Below are 14,987 nucleotides of genomic sequence, written 5' to 3' on the forward strand. Positions count from 1 at the left end.
ACTGAGGCCGGAACCATGCAAGCTCGACCGGATACCGCGGCGGAACCGCTTCTCTCCGTCCGCAATCTCAACGTCCAGTTCCGATCGAACGACCGGCTGCTGCATATCGTGCGCGACGTCAGCTACGATGTGCGGGCCGGCGAGCTGGTGGCGCTGGTGGGGGAATCCGGCTGCGGCAAGTCGGTCTCGTCGCTTGCGGTGATGCGCCTGCTGTCCGATCCGACCACGACGCGGTTTTCCGGCGAGGTGCGCCTTGCGGGGCGGGATTACCTGCGCCTGCCGGAAAGCGAAATGCGGCGCCTGCGCGGCCGGGACATCGCCATGGTGTTCCAGGAGCCGATGACCTCGCTCAATCCGCTGATGACCGTCGGCCGCCAGATCATGGAGCCGATGCTGGAGCATCTCGACATCGACCGCGCCGCCGCGCGCGAGCGGGCGATCGATCTCCTGAAACGGGTCGGCGTGACGGATCCGGAACGGCGGATGGACCAATATCCGCATGAATTTTCCGGTGGTATGCGCCAGCGCGTCGTCATCGCGATCGCGCTGTCGTGCAATCCCAAGGTCATCATCGCCGACGAGCCGACCACAGCACTCGACGTCACCATCCAGGCGCAGATCCTCGACCTCCTGCGCTCGCTGGTGAAGGAGACCGGCGTCGGCCTCGTGCTGATCACGCATAATCTGGCGCTCGTGGCGCGCTATGCCGATCGCGTCAACGTCATGTATGGTGGCAGGATCATCGAATCCGGTACGGTAGAAGACGTGCTGCGCCAGCCGCGGCATCGGTATACGGCGGGCCTGCTGATGGCCGTCCCGCGGCTCGACCTGCCGCGCGCGGCGCGGCTGCACACGATCCCCGGACAACCGCCGAGCCCTGCGCGTTTTCCCGCCGGCTGCGCCTTCAGTCCCCGCTGCGGCGCGGCGACAACGGCCTGCGGCAGTGTCCCCGGCGACACGGTCCTCGGCGGCCGGCGCTATGCCTGTTTCCATCCTGTCGTCGATGCATCGCCGCAGGACGAACAGCATGCGGAGGCGGGTGCCGAGCACGCGCCTGGCGAAGCGGTGCTCCGCGTGCGCGGGTTGACGCGTCACTTTCATTTGAAGCGCAGGGCGGTGGTGCGGGCGGTCGAAGATGTGTCCTTTGATATTCCGCAAGGCGGCACGCTCGGCCTCGTCGGGGAATCCGGTTGCGGCAAGACGACGGTGGTGCGCACGTTGCTGAGGCTTCAGAGCGCCACCTCCGGCCGTGCTGATTTCGCAGGGCGGGACATCCTGTCGGCCGGCAAGCGGGATCTCGTCGCGCTGCGCAGGCAGATCCAGGTCGTTTACCAGGACCCGTCCACCTCGCTCAATCCGCGCCACCGCATCGCCTCCATCCTTGCCGAGCCACTGCTGGTGCACGGCCTCTGCAAGTCACAGGGCGAGGCCCGGGCGCGGGTCGAGGAACTGCTCGACCTGGTCGGCCTGCCGGCGGAGATGGCGGAGCGTTATCCGCACCAGATGTCCGGCGGGCAGCGCCAGCGCGTCGGCATTGCGCGCGCGCTCGGCATGAACCCGCGGCTGATCGTCTGCGACGAACCTGTCTCGGCGCTCGACGTGTCGATCCAGGCGCAGATCATGAACCTGCTCGCCGATTTGCAGGCGAAGCTCGGCCTCAGTTACCTTTTCGTCGCCCACGATCTCGCCGTCGTGCGTCATATCTCCGATGTCGTGGCGGTGATGTATCTCGGTCGGGTCGTCGAGACGGCGACGCGCGCAGAGCTCTTCTCCACGCCGCGCCATCCCTATACCCGCGCCCTGCTTGCGGCCGTGCCGTCTTTCGCGGCGGATGCGGGGCAGGGGCCGGAGGCGAAGATCACCGGCGAGCTGCCGTCGCCGCTCAATCCGCCGAGCGGCTGCGTCTTCCGCACGCGCTGTCCGATGGCGGTGGAGGCGTGCGCGAAGGTCGTGCCGCCGCCCGTCGCCTTTTCCGATACCCACCGCGTCGCCTGCATAAGGGTCTGAGATCATGCTCCAGTTCATCGGCAGACGCCTGCTTCTGGCCCTTCCCACCCTTCTCGGCGTGGCGACGCTGACCTTCTTCATGCTGCATGTGCTGCCCGGCGATCTCGTCGAGACCATGCTGCGCGCCGAGGGCGGCAATCCTTCGGTGGAACTCGTCGCCGCCGAGCGCGCCCGCCTCGGCCTCGACCAGCCGCTCATCGTGCAATATTTCGAGTTCCTGAAGGGGCTCGCCGCGCTCGATCTCGGCCAGTCGCACTGGACCGGCAAGCCCGTCGCGGAGGAAATCTTCTCGCGGCTGCCCGTCACGCTGGAAGTGGCGGCGCTGAGCATAATCGTCGCGATTGCGCTGGCCATACCGCTCGGCACGCTCGCCGGCATGTATCCGGGAAGCCCTATCGACTACGCGATCCGCTCCTTCGCCATTGCCGGCATCGCGCTGCCATCCTTCTGGTTCGGCATGGTCGTGGCGCTCGCCATGTTGTGGTATTTCAACTGGCTGCCGCCGCTCGGCACCGCCTCGCTGTTCAAGAACCCGCTGACGGCGCTGCAACAGCTCATCCTGCCGGCCATTGCCGTCGGTTACCGCTACTCCGCCATCCTCATCCGCATGATGCGCTCCTCGGTCATCGAGACCATGCACGAGGATTTCGTGCGCACCGCGCGGGCCAAGGGGCTGGCGATGCGCACCATCATCCGGCGCCATGTCATCCCCAATTCGCTGCTGCCGACGATCACCATGATCGGGCTCGAATTCGCGCTTCTCGTCGGCAGCCTCGTCGTCATCGAGCAGGTGTTCAGCCTCAACGGCATCGGGCGCTTGTTCATCGAGTCGGTGTCGCGCAGCGATTTCATCGTCATCCAGGGCATCGTCATGGTGCTCACCCTGATCTTCATCGCCGTCAATTTCCTGGTCGATCTCGCCTATGCGGTCATCGACCCCCGCATCCAGTTGGGCTGAAGCCATGCGCAAATCCTCCGCCGCAACCGAACTCTGGACGACCCTGCCCAAGCCGCGCGGGCCGGTGATGAAACACATCCTCGGCCAGCCGCTCGGCGCGCTCGGCCTGGTGCTGATCGTGCTCGGCTTCGTCGTCGCCTTCGCCGCCCCGTGGATTGCGCCCTACGACCCGCTCGCCACCGACTACGGCAACGCCATCGCCCCGCCGTCCTTCGCCCACTGGATGGGCACCGACAGCTTTGGCCGCGATCTCTTCTCGCGCATCCTCTATGGTGGCAGGACGGCCTTCCTCATCGGCGTTTCGGCGAGCTTCATCGGCTGCACGATCGGGCTCTTCGTCGGCATCACGTCTGCCTATGCCGGCGGCTGGGTCGATGCCATCGTCGAGCGCTTCATGGAAATCCTGCTGGCAATCCCGATCACGGTTCTGGCGCTGGTGCTCGTCTCCAGCCTCGGGCGCAACATGGTCTATGGGGTCGACCTCAACCTCGTCTTTGCGATCGCGTTGCCGATCATTCCGAAGATGGCGCGCGTCGCCCGCTCGCAGGCGCTGACCATCCGCAACCTGTCCTATATCGACGCCGCCGTGACGCTCGGCTTCAGCGACCTGCGCATCATCGTGCGCCATATGGCGCCGAACATTTTCGGCCCGTATATCGTGATGCTCACCGCCTTCATCAGCCAGGCGATCCTCATCGAGGCGTCGCTGTCCTATCTCGGACTGGGTGTGGCCGAGCCCACGCCGTCCTGGGGGCTGATGCTCGCCGGTAATGCTTTCAACACCTCGATGACCGCGCCGTGGATCGTCATCTATCCCGGCCTCGCCATCGCACTGGTGGTCTTCGCCTTCTCGATGTTCGGGGATGCGCTGCGCGACGTCTTCGACCCGAAGGCGCGCTCGGACCGCTGACACTGCTTTGCATGTTTCTAGGGAGGAAACGACATGACGATCCACGGGAAGATACTGGCGCTCGCCGCGATGGGGGCGCTGCTGCTGAACGGCGCTGTCGCGGCCGCGCAGGAGCCGGTGCCGAAGGAGGGCGGCATCCTGCGCTATGCCGTGAGCGACGATCCGGCCAATTTCGATTGCCACGCCGCCAACCATTTTGCGGCCCTGATGCGGCTTGCGCCGCACTATTCGACCCTGCTGCGCTTCAAGCCCGGCAGCTATCCCGATATCGAGGGGGACCTTGCCGATAGCTGGGAGGCCAACCCCGCCGACCTGACCTACACTTTCAAGCTTCGCCCGGGTGTGAAGTTCCATGACGGCAGCGACCTGAAGGCGGCAGACATCGCGGCGACCTACGATCGCCTGACCTGGCCGCCGGAAGGCGTTGTTTCGGAGAGGCTGGAGACTTTCCGCCAGATCGAGAAGATCGACGTCGTCGACGACTACACGGTGCGCTTCAAGCTGAAGGAATGGGACGAATCCGTGCTCGGCACCTTCGCCTCGCCCTATAACTGCGTCTATTCGGCAGCACTTCTGAAGTCGGATGCGAGCTATCCGAAAGAGAAAGTCATGGGCAGCGGCCCCTTCGTCTTCGATGAGTTCGTCTCGGGCTCGGTCTGGAAGTCCTCGAAATTCGAGGATTATTTCCGCGAAGGCCAGCCCTATCTCGATGGGCTCGAATCCTACACGATGGAGGGACCGGCGGTAGTGAACGCCATCCAGGCCGGGCAGATCCACACGGACTTCCGCGGCGTCAGCCCGCAGGGTGCAGATCGGCTGAAGCAAAGCCTCGGCGATGGCATTTCCATCGAATCCGGCCCGGCACTCACCCATTTCCTGGTGACCTTCAATGCCGAAAAGCCGCCCTTCGACGACGAGCGCGTGCGCCGCGCGCTGAACCTCGCCATCGACCGGTGGGGCGGCGTTAAGGGCCTCGGCCGCACGACCGAGATGCGCTATGCGGGCGGTATCTTCCTGCCGGGCGGGCAGTTCGCCGCCTCCGACGCCGAGCTTCAGAAGATGGCCGGCTTCGGCACCGACATCGCGGCAGCGCGCGAGGAGGCCAAGCGCCTGCTCAAGGAGGCCGGGCAGGAGAACCTGAGCTTTGATCTGACCATGCGTAACGGCCCGCCGATCGTCGTCGATTTCGGCGTCTTTCTGGCGGACCAGTGGCGCCAGATCGGCGTCAACGCCCGCAATGTCGTTGTCGAGACCCCGCCATGGGCGGCTGCCCTTTCCGAGGGCTCCTACCAGGTTATCATCGACATTTATTCGGCGCTGCGCGAGGAGCCGACCGAGCAGATGACGAAATATGTCTCGCATGACGTGTCTGCCCGCTCGGCCGGCCGCTTTACAGACCGGGAACTCGACGACCTGTGGCACAAGCAGGCGCTGGAGCAGGACAAAGCCAAGCGCATGGCGCTGCTGCGTACCTTCGAAAGCCGGCTCTATGAAAAGTCCTATTCCGTGCCGGTCGTCTGGCTCGAACGCATCGTCGCGATGAATGCCGCGCTGAAGGGCTGGACCTTCAACCCCAGCAACTTCCTTTATCTCGACCAGTCTTCGACCTGGCTCGACGAATAGGTTTGGCGCAAAAATCCTGAACGGGCAGGCTGGGGCTGAGAGGCCTCAGCCTTCCTGGTTGTGGAAGGCCGTTTGCGCCAGCCGGATAAGATGGGCGATGCGCGGATTTTCCTCGCCGGCGCGAAAGGCCAGGAACAGGTCGGTTTCCGCATCGTCATCGGCGAGCGGCAGGAAGGCGACGTTCGGGATCTTGATGAATTGAAGGCCGGACGGCACGACGGCGATGCCGAGGCCGGACGCCACCAGGCCGATGATCGTCGTCGCCTCCTGTGCTTCCTGCACGATATTCGGGAAGAAGCCGCGCTTGCCGCACAGTTCGATGAACTGGTCGTAGATGCCGACACCGATCTTGCGTGGATAGAAGATGAAATTCTGATCGGCGAGATCCTGGATGCGGATCTCTGCCTTTTCGAGCAGCGGGTGGCCGCTGTGGGCCGCGACGACCAGCCGGTCCGTCGCGAGCTTGCGGAACGAAATCCCGGAGACGAGGTTGCGCTGCGGACGGCGGATCACGCCGACATCGAGTTCCCGCTCGCCGATCGCCTGCAACTGGGCGATGCTGGTGTGCTCCTTGAGCGTGACGTTGATGTCGGGATAGTGGTCGCGGAACGCATGGATCAAGGCCGGAAACGGCGACAGCAGGGAGGAGGCCGCGGTAAAGCCGATGCGCAACTGCCCCGCCTTGCCGCTCGCCACCGCCTTCATTTCCTGTTCGCACGTATCGATGCGCTCCAGAATGCCGAGCGAGTGGTGATAGAGCAGCCGGCCGAATTCGGTGAGCTGCACGCTGCGCTGGGTGCGCAGGAACAGCGGCGCCCCAAGCTCCTCCTCCAGGTTCTGGATCGCGATCGACAGCGGCGACTGGGTTATGTTGAGCTTTTCGGCCGCGCGACGAAAATGCAGCTCCTCGGCGAGTGTGCGAAAATAGAGCAAGTGCTTGAAGTTCATGGCAATTATCCGGGGCGGCGCTTGTTTGTTGTTTTAGGAGATGAGATGATAAGCGGCGATTGATGCATTTTGCAAAACAAAACGCGCAAAAATTGAATTGGCTGCGCAAGGCGAATTCTCCCAATAATGGGCGGAGAAATCATCAGGCAGGGAGGCATCCGTGGATAAAGCAATGAGGAGCGAGCGGGAGGAGCGCAGCGGAAATGCCCTGTCCGAGGGCGGGCTGCTGCGGCGCGTCGCGAGCCTGCCGACCTCCGGCGCCCGCGCCTGCGAAATTTTTCGAATGGATGGCCGCCTCTTCCTCGCCATCCCGCAGCTTGCTTATGACGTGGCGGACCTGCCGGCGCATATGAACAGCGGCGACAGTAATACCGACCTCTTGATCTTCGAATGGGTGAACGGCGGCTTCGTGCCGGCCTCCAGCCTGCCGGTTCCGGGCGGCGAGGATGCGGAATTCTTCACGATCGGCGACCGGCAGTTCCTCGCCACCGCCAGCGCCCGCACGGGGGCCGGTCCCTATCAACCCAATGTCAATTCGGTTGTTTACGAATATGTCGGCGGCGAATGGGTGCCGTTCCAGCGCTTTGCCGGCTTCCTCGCCAAGCAGTGGAAGGCTTTGCGCTTCGATGATCGCCTCTTCCTCGCGCTGGCGCTAGGCGTGACCGTCGAGGGCGTCGAGGCCACCAATCCGCGCCAGTCCGCGATCTTCGAATGGGACGGTGCCGCCTTCGTGCCCTTCCTGACGCTTGATGGCTCCTGGGGCTACAACTGGACGAAGATCGCGGTCGACGACCGGCAGTTCCTCGCCTATGCCGACCATACCGGCAAGTCGGTGATGCTCGAATGGACAGGCGAGACTTTTACTGTCTTCCAGCGCTTCGAGGGCAAGACCGGCCGCGCCTTCCATGTCCTGCCGGTGCCAGGCCCCGTACAGGTGGCCTTCGCCGCCATCGCCGACGACACGGTGGTGTACCGGTGGGATGGCGAGCGTTTCGCGCCAATGCAGGTGCTGAGCGGCCCGAGCGGCCGGGAATTCGCTTCCATCACCCGCGATGGCCGGCACTATCTCGTGCAGGTCAATTTCATCGAGGGCTCGCCGAAGGCGCCGAAGACCGATCTCCTGTCCGTGATCTACGTCTGGTCCGGCGAAACCTGGGAGCGGATCGACCGGTTCGAAACCTTCGGCGGCACGGATGCCGCCTTCTTCGAGGCCGATGGCAGGCAGCACCTTGTCGTGACGAACAGCCTGACGCCGGACGTCCGGTTCTCGGAAAACACCGCGATTTATGAATTTCTAGGTTGAACGGCGCGTTTGCCGTTTCAGGAGCAGCAGTCCATGTCCTACAGACCCGAGCCGCGTTTCGTCGATCTCTACGAGCTTTACACCGGCCCAAACAGCATTGCGGCCGAACTCAGCCAGAAGAAGCGCGATGCGACGGCCGATACGCCCCTTCTGATCTCGACTGGTTCCGACCTCGTGCTTTTTCCCGGCCGCGGTCGCGATCCTGTCTATGAGAGCTTTCGTCACAGCACCCGCGGCTTCAAGGAACTGACCGCCGTCTCCCATCTCGGCACCTCCATGGCTTGGGTGGTCGAGATGCAGGAGGAAGGCATGGATGGATGGCAGGTCTGGGCTCGCCGGTTCCTGGCGCAATGCGAGGCGGTGCGCGCAATCTCGACCGTGCCCTACTGGACCGACGAGGTCGCGGTCGAGGCTTGGAAAGGTTGGGAGCCGAAGATCGTCGACGTGGTCGACTATGCCTGTCGTGCCAGCGAAGACTATCTGCGCGCCGGGCTTTCGGACCCGTCCGTCTTCACCTACGCAGCGCTTCGCGAGCGTTTCCTGGAGCCGTCGCAGCCGGGCAGCCTGCCGGTTCCCTACAATGACGTCATGGTCGCGACCTTCGCGCTGACCTTCCTCGACATTACCCACCGCATGATGCGCTGGCTGAATTCGCTGGAGCTCGACTGGCGCACGGTGATGGTGATGATCTGCGGCAGTTCCGGCCGGCCGACGGCGGGCCTTACCTGGGCCACCAACAATATGTGCCACCTCCTGTGGCGCGCCTCGCAAAAGACGCTTGCGCCCGAGCATCTGTTGATCTCGCCGCACGCGCCGAGCCTCAACCTCGACATGATCAAGAGCGGTGCCGACCTGCAAGACCTGGAGAAGGCCTACCGCACGCTCTGGTGCAAGACGCGGGTGACGGCGGAGATCGGCGGGAAGATGTTCGCCGGCTTTCCCGCCTTCGTGCCCGATATCGGCGAGGCCTCGGTGATCGCCGATCCCCTCGGCACGCTCAGCGAAATGCCGCGGCTCAAACATCCGGACGACCGCTTCACCGCCATCTCCCGGCTGCGCATGGTGATGGAGGACCCGCGCCAGCTCCTGTCGAACTCCGTCGCCGAATTCATCATCGACGAGCTGAGCGACAACGGCCTCGATCCGACGGTGATCACCATCCCCGGGTTCACCAATACCACCTATCCGGTTGCCGGCCGGGCCGACTGTCCCGACTGAAAAACCCCAAAGGAGAGTACCATGTCGAATTCCAACGCAGGGCCCACGGCTTCCGCACGCCTCTATATCCCGTCGCTTTCCCCGCTCTACGATCGGCTGCATGTCGGCGCCGAGACGTTTCTGCGCGTCGTGGCCGGCGGGCTTCTCATCACGCATGGCCTGCCGAAAATTCTCGATCCGTTTGGTGCCGCCGGCATGGTGGAGAGCATCGGCTTCTATCCGGGCGCCTTCTGGTCGCCGCTGCTTTCGGTCAGCGAGTTTGCCGGCGGCGTCTGCCTGATGCTGGGGCTCTTCACCCGGTTCGCAGCGCTGGTGACGACCGTCATCCTGCTTGTCACCGTCTATTTCCACGGCGTGCTGCAGGAGCAGGGCCTGTTCGGCGCGGAGAAATCGATCCTCTGGGCGGCCATCACACTCTTCTTCGTGGTGCGCGGCGCCAACCGGCATTCGCTCGATCACCTCATCGGCCGGCAGATCTAACCCGCCGCTGATGATCCGTTCGGCGGCGCGCAGCGTAATGGGGGAGTGCACTTCAGCGACATGACGGAAGACGCGTGTGACCGGCGACGACATCTCCTATCTCATCGGGCGCGTGTCACTGAAGGACCGCAAGGCCTTCGCCGCCCTTTATGATCTGACCGCCTCGAAACTTTTTGGCATCTGCTTTCGTATCCTCAAGGACAGGAGCGATGCGGAAGAGGTGTTGCAGGATGTCTACGTCAAGATCTGGCAGCGCGCCGACCGTTATGTCGAGAGTGAAACCCATGCGATGGCCTGGCTTGCCGCCATCGCCCGCCATCAGGCGATCGACCGCATCCGGGCGCGCAAGCCTGTGGCGTCGGACATCGATGCGGCCTACGATATTGCCGACACGCTGGCGACGCCGGAAGAAAATGCCATATTACGCTCGGAGGGTCGACGGATCGACGCCTGCATGGATCGGCTCGAGCCCGACAAGGCTGCCGCCGTGCGGCGCGCCTATGTCGAGGGCCTCAGCTATGAGGAACTCGCGGAGATGCATGGCGTGCCGCTGAACACGGTGAGAACCTGGCTTCGCCGGAGCCTTTTGAAACTGAGAGAGTGCATGAGCCGATGACGGCGCCCGACAAAGACATGAAGGACCCGCGCCGCGACGAGGTGATCGCCGGCGAATATGTGCTCGGGGTGCTTTCCGCCGAAGACCGCCGCAAGGTCGAGGCGCGGCTGGCGCGCGACCGCGCGTTCGCTGCCATGGTGAGCCGCTGGGAGGAAAACCTCGCCACCTTCAACGACGACTACGAGGCGCTGCAACCCTCGCCGCTGACCTTTTCCGCCATCGAACAGCGCATTCTCGGCGCCACCCCGCGCGACACGGTGTTGTCTGGCGGCTTCTGGAATTCGCTGGCGCTCTGGCGCTCGCTGGCCTTCGCCTCGATCGCTGTCGCCGCCGGCCTTGGCATCTGGATGAGCACGCTCGTCGGGCCTCGCGACGTGCAGGGTGGGCGGCTGGTCGCGGATCTGGCGGGCGAGGGGGCGACGGTCAACCTGGTGGCGCGGTATGACGATGCCAGCGGTACGCTTCGCGTGACACCGGTCGCCGCCGGCAGGGCGCAGGAAAAATCGCTGGAACTCTGGCTCGTGGAGGACGGCAAGGCGCCGGTCTCGCTCGGCGTGCTGCCGCAGACCGGCGAGGGCGAACTCGCCGTGCCGGCCGTCATGCGCGGCCGTCTCGTGCAGGGCGCAGTGCTGGCCGTCAGCGTCGAACCCTTCGGTGGTTCTCCGACGGGCAGCGCGACCGGTCCCGTCATCGCGTCGGGTGCCGCACGGTTCGATTGACCGAATTGTCCGCGCCTTTTCAATCTATTATGAAAAAAGATCGCCTGTCCTGAAACTCTTTTTCCCAAGGTCCCGTTGCTCGAAGTGATCGCCCGTCGGGCATCGCAACCGGGAGGACCCGCATCATGCGGGCCGAAAAGAAGGACCACTCCACCATGATCCGTTTCACGCTCCGCACCGCCGCGCTCGCCTCCGTTTTCGCCCTCAGTGCCTTTGCCGCCCATGCCGAAAACCCGAAGGTCGGCGGCGCGGCGATGTTCGAAGACAAGACCATCGTCGAGAACGCCATCAACTCGAAGGATCACACCACGCTGGTCGCCGCGGTGAAGGCCGCCGGCCTTGTCGAGACGCTTTCCGGCGCCGGCCCCTTCACCGTCTTCGCACCGACGAACGAAGCCTTCGCGGCGCTGCCGGCCGGCACGGTCGATTCGCTGCTGAAGCCGGAAAACAAGGACCAGCTCGTCAAGGTGCTCACCTGCCATGTGGTTTCGGCCAACGCCATGTCGGATGCGATCGGCAAGATGATCGCCGATGACAAGGGCGACCACCCGGTCAAGACCGTCGGCGGCTGCACGCTGTCGGCCAAGATGGACGGCGACAAGATCACGCTGACCGACGAGACCGGCGGCACGGCCACCGTGACCATCGCCGACGTCAAGCAGTCGAACGGCGTCATCCACGTCATCGACAAGGTTCTGCTGCCGAAGGCCTGACCTCGAAATCCGCGTTCGCCTCGAATCCAGCGCGGATCAGTCTTCAGCAGCCCTGGGCCGCCGGTTTTGCCGGCGGCCTTTTTGCTGCGTGGAACTTTTGGCCCCTTCGCCAGTTCGAAGGCGACAGGCTCACGGAGGTCTTCCCATGCCAGCAAAATCGAAAGCCCAGCAAAAGGCCGCGGGCGCAGCCCTTGCTGCCAAGCGCGGCGATATCAAAAAGAGCGAATTGAAAGGCGCGTCCAAGGACATGGAGAAATCGATGTCCGAAGGCGAACTGAAGGAAATGGCTTCGACCAAACGAAAGGGCAAGCCGGAACATGTGTCGAAATCGGATTGAGCTAGAGGAGGATGGATATGCGGGTGTTGATCGTCGAGGATGAATCGCTGATCGCGGAGCTTCTGGAAACGGTGGTGCAGGAACAGGGCCATGAGACCATCGGCCCGGTTTCGACCATGGAGCAGGCGCTTGCCTATGCGCCGCGCACCGATATTGCGCTGGTGGATCTCGGCCTTTCCGACGGCAATAGCGGCCATCTGCTCGCCCGCCGCCTGATCGACCGTTTCGGCATCGACGTGATCTTCGTGACGGGCGATCCAGGCCCGGTGCAGCAGGGTTTCGACGGCGCGCTCGCGGTGGTGCGCAAGCCCTTCAGCGACGAGGACATCATCGATGCGCTCGCAAAGGCGCTGGACAAGCGCAGTCGCTCGGTCGGACGCCGCATCGCGTCCTAATCGGTTTCCCGCAGGGATTTCACGTCGAGGATCGAGCGGATCTTGTTTGCGAGATCCTCGATCGTGAAGGGTTTTGGCAGGAGCTGCGTATGGGGCTCCAGGATGCCGTTGTGCACGATGGCGTTGCGCGTGTAGCCGGTCGTGTAGAGCACCGGCACGCTTACGCCCTTCGTGCGCAGCTGGTCGACCAGCTCGCGGCCGGACATGCCCGGCATCACGACATCGGTGAAAAGCAGCGAGAGGGTCTGGCCACCCTCGATGATGCGAAGGGCCTCCGCGCCGTCCGCCGCCTCGATCACGGTATAGCCGAGTTCGCGCAGCGCATCGGCGGAGACAGCGCGGACGCGGTTGTCATCCTCCACCACCATGATCACCTCGCCCTCGCGGCCGGGGGAAAGGTGCTGCACCGCCGTGTTTTCTTCCGCGGCGGCGATCGCCCCGTAGTGCCGCGGCAGGTAGACCTTGACCGTCGTGCCGACGCCGATTTCCGAGTATAGCTTCACCGCACCGCCCGATTGCCGCACGAAGCCGTAGACCTGGCTGAGCCCGAGCCCCGTACCCTTGCCGACGGCCTTCGTCGTATAGAAGGGGTCGAAGGCCTTGGCGACGACGGCATCGGCCATGCCGGTGCCCGTATCGGTGACCGCGATCAGCACGAACTGTCCGGTTTCCAGGCCGGCATCGCGCGCATAACGCTCGTCGACATAGATATTCGCCGTCTCGATCGTCAGTCGCCCACCGTTCGGCATGGCGTCACGGGCATTGACGCAGAGATTGAGCAGCGTGTTTTCGAGCTGGCCAGGGTCGGCATTGATCTGCCAGGCGCCGGCGGCAAGCACGGTTTCGAGCGCGACGGTCTCGCCGAGTGTGCGGTTCAGGAGCTCGCTCATGCCGCCGACCACGCGGTTGGGATCGAGCGGCTGCGGCGAAAGGGGCTGGCGCCGGGAAAAGGCGAGCAGCCGCTGGGTCAGCGTCGCCGCGCGCTGCGCCGCATCCACCGCCCCATCGACGAAGCGGCCGACATCGGTGTCGCCGCGCGCAAGCCGCCGTTGCAGCATGCTGAGCCCGCCGAGGATGACGGCCAGCATGTTGTTGAAATCATGGGCGATGCCGCCGGTGAGTTGACCGACCGCCTCCATCTTCTGCGCCTGGCGAAGCTGCTCCTCGGCCTTGGCGCGCTCGGCCACCTCTTCGGCGACCCGCTCTTCCAGCGTGGCGTTCAGCGCCTGCAGGGCCGCCTCCGCGCGCCGCCGCTCGGCGAGTTCCGCCTCCACGGCCTGGAACAGCCGGGCATTGTCGATCGCGGTTGCGGCATGGCCGGCAATGCCGAGCAGTGCAGTCTCGTGTTCCTCGCCGAAGCGCTCGGTCTCCTGGTGGCCGAAGAACAGGCCGCCGAGCACCGCGCCGGACCGCGAGATGACCGGAACCGCCAGATAGGAGCGCACGGGCAGGTGGCCTTCCGGCATGCCCTTTCTCGGCAGGTTGTGGCCGTAGCGTGGGTCCTTCAGGATGTCGTTGGAACGCACCACGCCTTCGCCAAGAAAGGTCGGCTTGAAGACATCCGTCGCCCGCGGCATCGGGTAGGTCTCGAAGGCGCTGCGCGGGGCGCCCGACAGGGCGTACAGCATGTAGCTGCCGCCTTCATTGTCGAGCACATTGTAGAAGAAGGCGCCGAATTCCGCGCCCGACAGTTCGACGCCGGCATCGGTGACGGTCTGGACGATCTTTTCGAGATCGAGTTCGGCGGCGATGGTCGCGCCGGTATCGTTCATGATCTGAAGGTGACGTTCGGCCTTCTTCTGCGCGGTGATATCGCGCACGGAGCCGACGAACCGCACGCCGTCGTCCGAGGCGACGACGTCACCATTGGCGGCGATCCAGCGCTCGCGGTGATCGGTAATGCCGATCGTCCGGTATTCGATATTGAAGGGCTTCGTGATGGTGCCGAAGACCGATTCCTGCACCGCCTTGTCCGCGCGGTCGCGATCGTCCGGATGAAGGCCGGCCAGGAAGCTGCCTTCATAGGTGATCTCGGCATCCGGCGGCAGGCCGAACAGCGCCTTGCAGCGGGTATCCCAGGTCAGCCGGTTGGCGGTGACGTCGAAGTCCCAGATGCCGATCGAGGCGGCGTCCGTCGCAAGCTTCAGCCGCTCCGCCGCTTCGCGTGCCGTCTGCTGCGAGCGCACGCGCTCGATATGCGCCCAGGAGCGCTCCGTCACTTCGCCGAGAATCGCGAGTTCCGTGGGCCGCCAGACATGCGGCTGCCGGTGGTGGATCGCCATCAGCGCGGTGAGGCGGCCCTGCTTGACGAGCGGCATACAGATGGTGGCGGAAATGCCGATCGCCTGGAAGGTGGCGGCCTCTTGCGGCGGCAGTTCGGCGCGGTTGTCGTTGATGACGAGCGGCCGCCCCGCATGCAGGTCGTCCACCGCGCGCACGCCGAAGGCGGCGAGGCTGTAGTAGCCACGGATGCTGGACGAGCCGGAGGCGCTCCAGTCGCCGCGGATGGTGAAATGGTCCTGGTCGGGCTCCATGTCGGCATAGGCGCAGACGGAGACGTCGAGATATTGCCCGAGCATCCGCGTGGTGATCGCGAGAATCTCGTCGGCATCCGCGCTCGGTGCCGTCGCTTTGCCGAGCACGTCGAGAAAGCGCAGGCGCGCTTCGCTCGCGGCAAGGCCTTCGGTGGAGGCGGGCGGCATGGTCACGGTCGGTTGGGCCTTCTGATCGTCGTCCTGTTGCGCCGGCACGTGATAGGAC

General features: G+C 64.5%; 14 protein-coding genes. 12 read left to right on the forward strand and 2 right to left on the reverse strand.

Annotated features, from left to right (window positions below; translation table 11 throughout):
- Positions 1-15 precede the first annotated feature (15 nt).
- Genes AC1RWL_RS05530 through AC1RWL_RS05545 form a run of 4 tightly spaced genes read left to right on the forward strand, consistent with a single transcriptional unit; the run spans position 16 to position 5,498 of the window.
- Positions 16-2,007 (forward strand): ABC transporter ATP-binding protein, encoded by a 1,992-nt coding sequence (locus tag AC1RWL_RS05530; RefSeq protein ID WP_493092883.1) that lies wholly within the window; start codon positions 16-18, stop codon positions 2,005-2,007.
- Between the two features lie 4 nt (positions 2,008-2,011).
- Positions 2,012-2,965 carry an ABC transporter permease gene (locus AC1RWL_RS05535; protein ID WP_493092882.1) on the forward strand — a complete coding sequence of 318 codons (954 nt, stop codon included), beginning with the start codon at positions 2,012-2,014 and terminating at the stop codon, positions 2,963-2,965.
- A gap of 4 nt (positions 2,966-2,969) precedes the next feature.
- Complete coding sequence (locus AC1RWL_RS05540) at positions 2,970-3,875, forward strand: ABC transporter permease (protein ID WP_493092881.1); 906 nt, start codon at positions 2,970-2,972, stop codon at positions 3,873-3,875.
- 33 nt (positions 3,876-3,908) lie between these two features.
- The gene (locus AC1RWL_RS05545; protein ID WP_493092880.1) at positions 3,909-5,498 is read left to right on the forward strand and encodes an ABC transporter substrate-binding protein; all 1,590 of its coding nucleotides are present in this window, start codon (positions 3,909-3,911) and stop codon (positions 5,496-5,498) included.
- A gap of 45 nt (positions 5,499-5,543) precedes the next feature.
- Here the strand turns inward: AC1RWL_RS05545 and AC1RWL_RS05550 are convergent, their stop codons facing one another.
- Complete coding sequence (locus tag AC1RWL_RS05550) at positions 5,544-6,446, reverse strand: LysR family transcriptional regulator (RefSeq protein WP_493092879.1); 903 nt, start codon at positions 6,444-6,446, stop codon at positions 5,544-5,546.
- A 160-nt stretch (positions 6,447-6,606) separates the two neighbouring features.
- Here AC1RWL_RS05550 and AC1RWL_RS05555 point away from each other — a divergent pair, with 160 nt between their 5' ends.
- The 8 genes from AC1RWL_RS05555 (at position 6,607) to AC1RWL_RS05590 (ending at position 12,227) form a co-directional block, all read left to right on the forward strand.
- Positions 6,607-7,749: a hypothetical protein gene (locus AC1RWL_RS05555; RefSeq protein WP_493092878.1), complete on the forward strand. Its 1,143-nt coding sequence runs from the start codon at positions 6,607-6,609 to the stop codon at positions 7,747-7,749.
- A 33-nt stretch (positions 7,750-7,782) separates the two neighbouring features.
- A complete protein-coding gene (locus tag AC1RWL_RS05560; RefSeq protein WP_493092877.1) occupies positions 7,783-8,967 on the forward strand; it encodes a DUF5624 domain-containing protein in 1,185 nt (394 codons plus the stop codon).
- Positions 8,968-8,988: 21 nt separating this feature from the next.
- Complete coding sequence (locus AC1RWL_RS05565; protein ID WP_493092876.1) at positions 8,989-9,447, forward strand: DoxX family protein; 459 nt, start codon at positions 8,989-8,991, stop codon at positions 9,445-9,447.
- 76 nt (positions 9,448-9,523) lie between these two features.
- Positions 9,524-10,063, forward strand: coding sequence for a sigma-70 family RNA polymerase sigma factor (locus AC1RWL_RS05570; RefSeq protein ID WP_493092875.1), 540 nt, complete (start codon positions 9,524-9,526; stop codon positions 10,061-10,063).
- Complete coding sequence (locus AC1RWL_RS05575) at positions 10,060-10,782, forward strand: anti-sigma factor (protein WP_493092874.1); 723 nt, start codon at positions 10,060-10,062, stop codon at positions 10,780-10,782. The genes AC1RWL_RS05570 and AC1RWL_RS05575 overlap by 4 nt, the downstream gene beginning before the upstream one ends.
- A gap of 155 nt (positions 10,783-10,937) precedes the next feature.
- Positions 10,938-11,495 (forward strand): fasciclin domain-containing protein, encoded by a 558-nt coding sequence (locus tag AC1RWL_RS05580; RefSeq protein WP_493093831.1) that lies wholly within the window; start codon positions 10,938-10,940, stop codon positions 11,493-11,495.
- A 145-nt stretch (positions 11,496-11,640) separates the two neighbouring features.
- Positions 11,641-11,832: a DUF3008 family protein gene (locus AC1RWL_RS05585; protein WP_256115396.1), complete on the forward strand. Its 192-nt coding sequence runs from the start codon at positions 11,641-11,643 to the stop codon at positions 11,830-11,832.
- A gap of 17 nt (positions 11,833-11,849) precedes the next feature.
- On the forward strand, positions 11,850-12,227 hold the full coding sequence (locus tag AC1RWL_RS05590; protein WP_435264963.1) for a response regulator: 378 nt from the start codon (positions 11,850-11,852) through the stop codon (positions 12,225-12,227).
- On the opposite strand, the gene AC1RWL_RS05595 is transcribed toward AC1RWL_RS05590, so the two are convergent.
- Positions 12,224-14,935: a GAF domain-containing protein gene (locus tag AC1RWL_RS05595; RefSeq protein ID WP_493158249.1), complete on the reverse strand. Its 2,712-nt coding sequence runs from the start codon at positions 14,933-14,935 to the stop codon at positions 12,224-12,226. The two genes, AC1RWL_RS05590 and AC1RWL_RS05595, sit on opposite strands and share 4 nt — an antisense overlap.
- Positions 14,936-14,987 lie beyond the last annotated feature (52 nt).

This window comes from Shinella sp. GW821-FHT10F02 (assembly GCF_058809275.1).

Bases quoted from the DNA above. Each gene is read 5' to 3' on its own strand.
- AC1RWL_RS05575 (WP_493092874.1), top strand. From the start codon at position 10,060: ATGACGGCGCCCGACAAAGACATGAAGGACCCGCGCCGCGACGAGGTG.
- AC1RWL_RS05550 (WP_493092879.1), bottom strand. From the start codon at position 6,446: ATGAACTTCAAGCACTTGCTCTATTTTCGCACACTCGCCGAGGAGCTG.
- AC1RWL_RS05565 (WP_493092876.1), top strand. From the start codon at position 8,989: ATGTCGAATTCCAACGCAGGGCCCACGGCTTCCGCACGCCTCTATATC.
- AC1RWL_RS05590 (WP_435264963.1), top strand. From the start codon at position 11,850: ATGCGGGTGTTGATCGTCGAGGATGAATCGCTGATCGCGGAGCTTCTG.
- AC1RWL_RS05530 (WP_493092883.1), top strand. From the start codon at position 16: ATGCAAGCTCGACCGGATACCGCGGCGGAACCGCTTCTCTCCGTCCGC.
- AC1RWL_RS05535 (WP_493092882.1), top strand. From the start codon at position 2,012: ATGCTCCAGTTCATCGGCAGACGCCTGCTTCTGGCCCTTCCCACCCTT.
- AC1RWL_RS05560 (WP_493092877.1), top strand. From the start codon at position 7,783: ATGTCCTACAGACCCGAGCCGCGTTTCGTCGATCTCTACGAGCTTTAC.
- AC1RWL_RS05545 (WP_493092880.1), top strand. From the start codon at position 3,909: ATGACGATCCACGGGAAGATACTGGCGCTCGCCGCGATGGGGGCGCTG.
- AC1RWL_RS05585 (WP_256115396.1), top strand. From the start codon at position 11,641: ATGCCAGCAAAATCGAAAGCCCAGCAAAAGGCCGCGGGCGCAGCCCTT.
- AC1RWL_RS05540 (WP_493092881.1), top strand. From the start codon at position 2,970: ATGCGCAAATCCTCCGCCGCAACCGAACTCTGGACGACCCTGCCCAAG.
- AC1RWL_RS05580 (WP_493093831.1), top strand. From the start codon at position 10,938: ATGATCCGTTTCACGCTCCGCACCGCCGCGCTCGCCTCCGTTTTCGCC.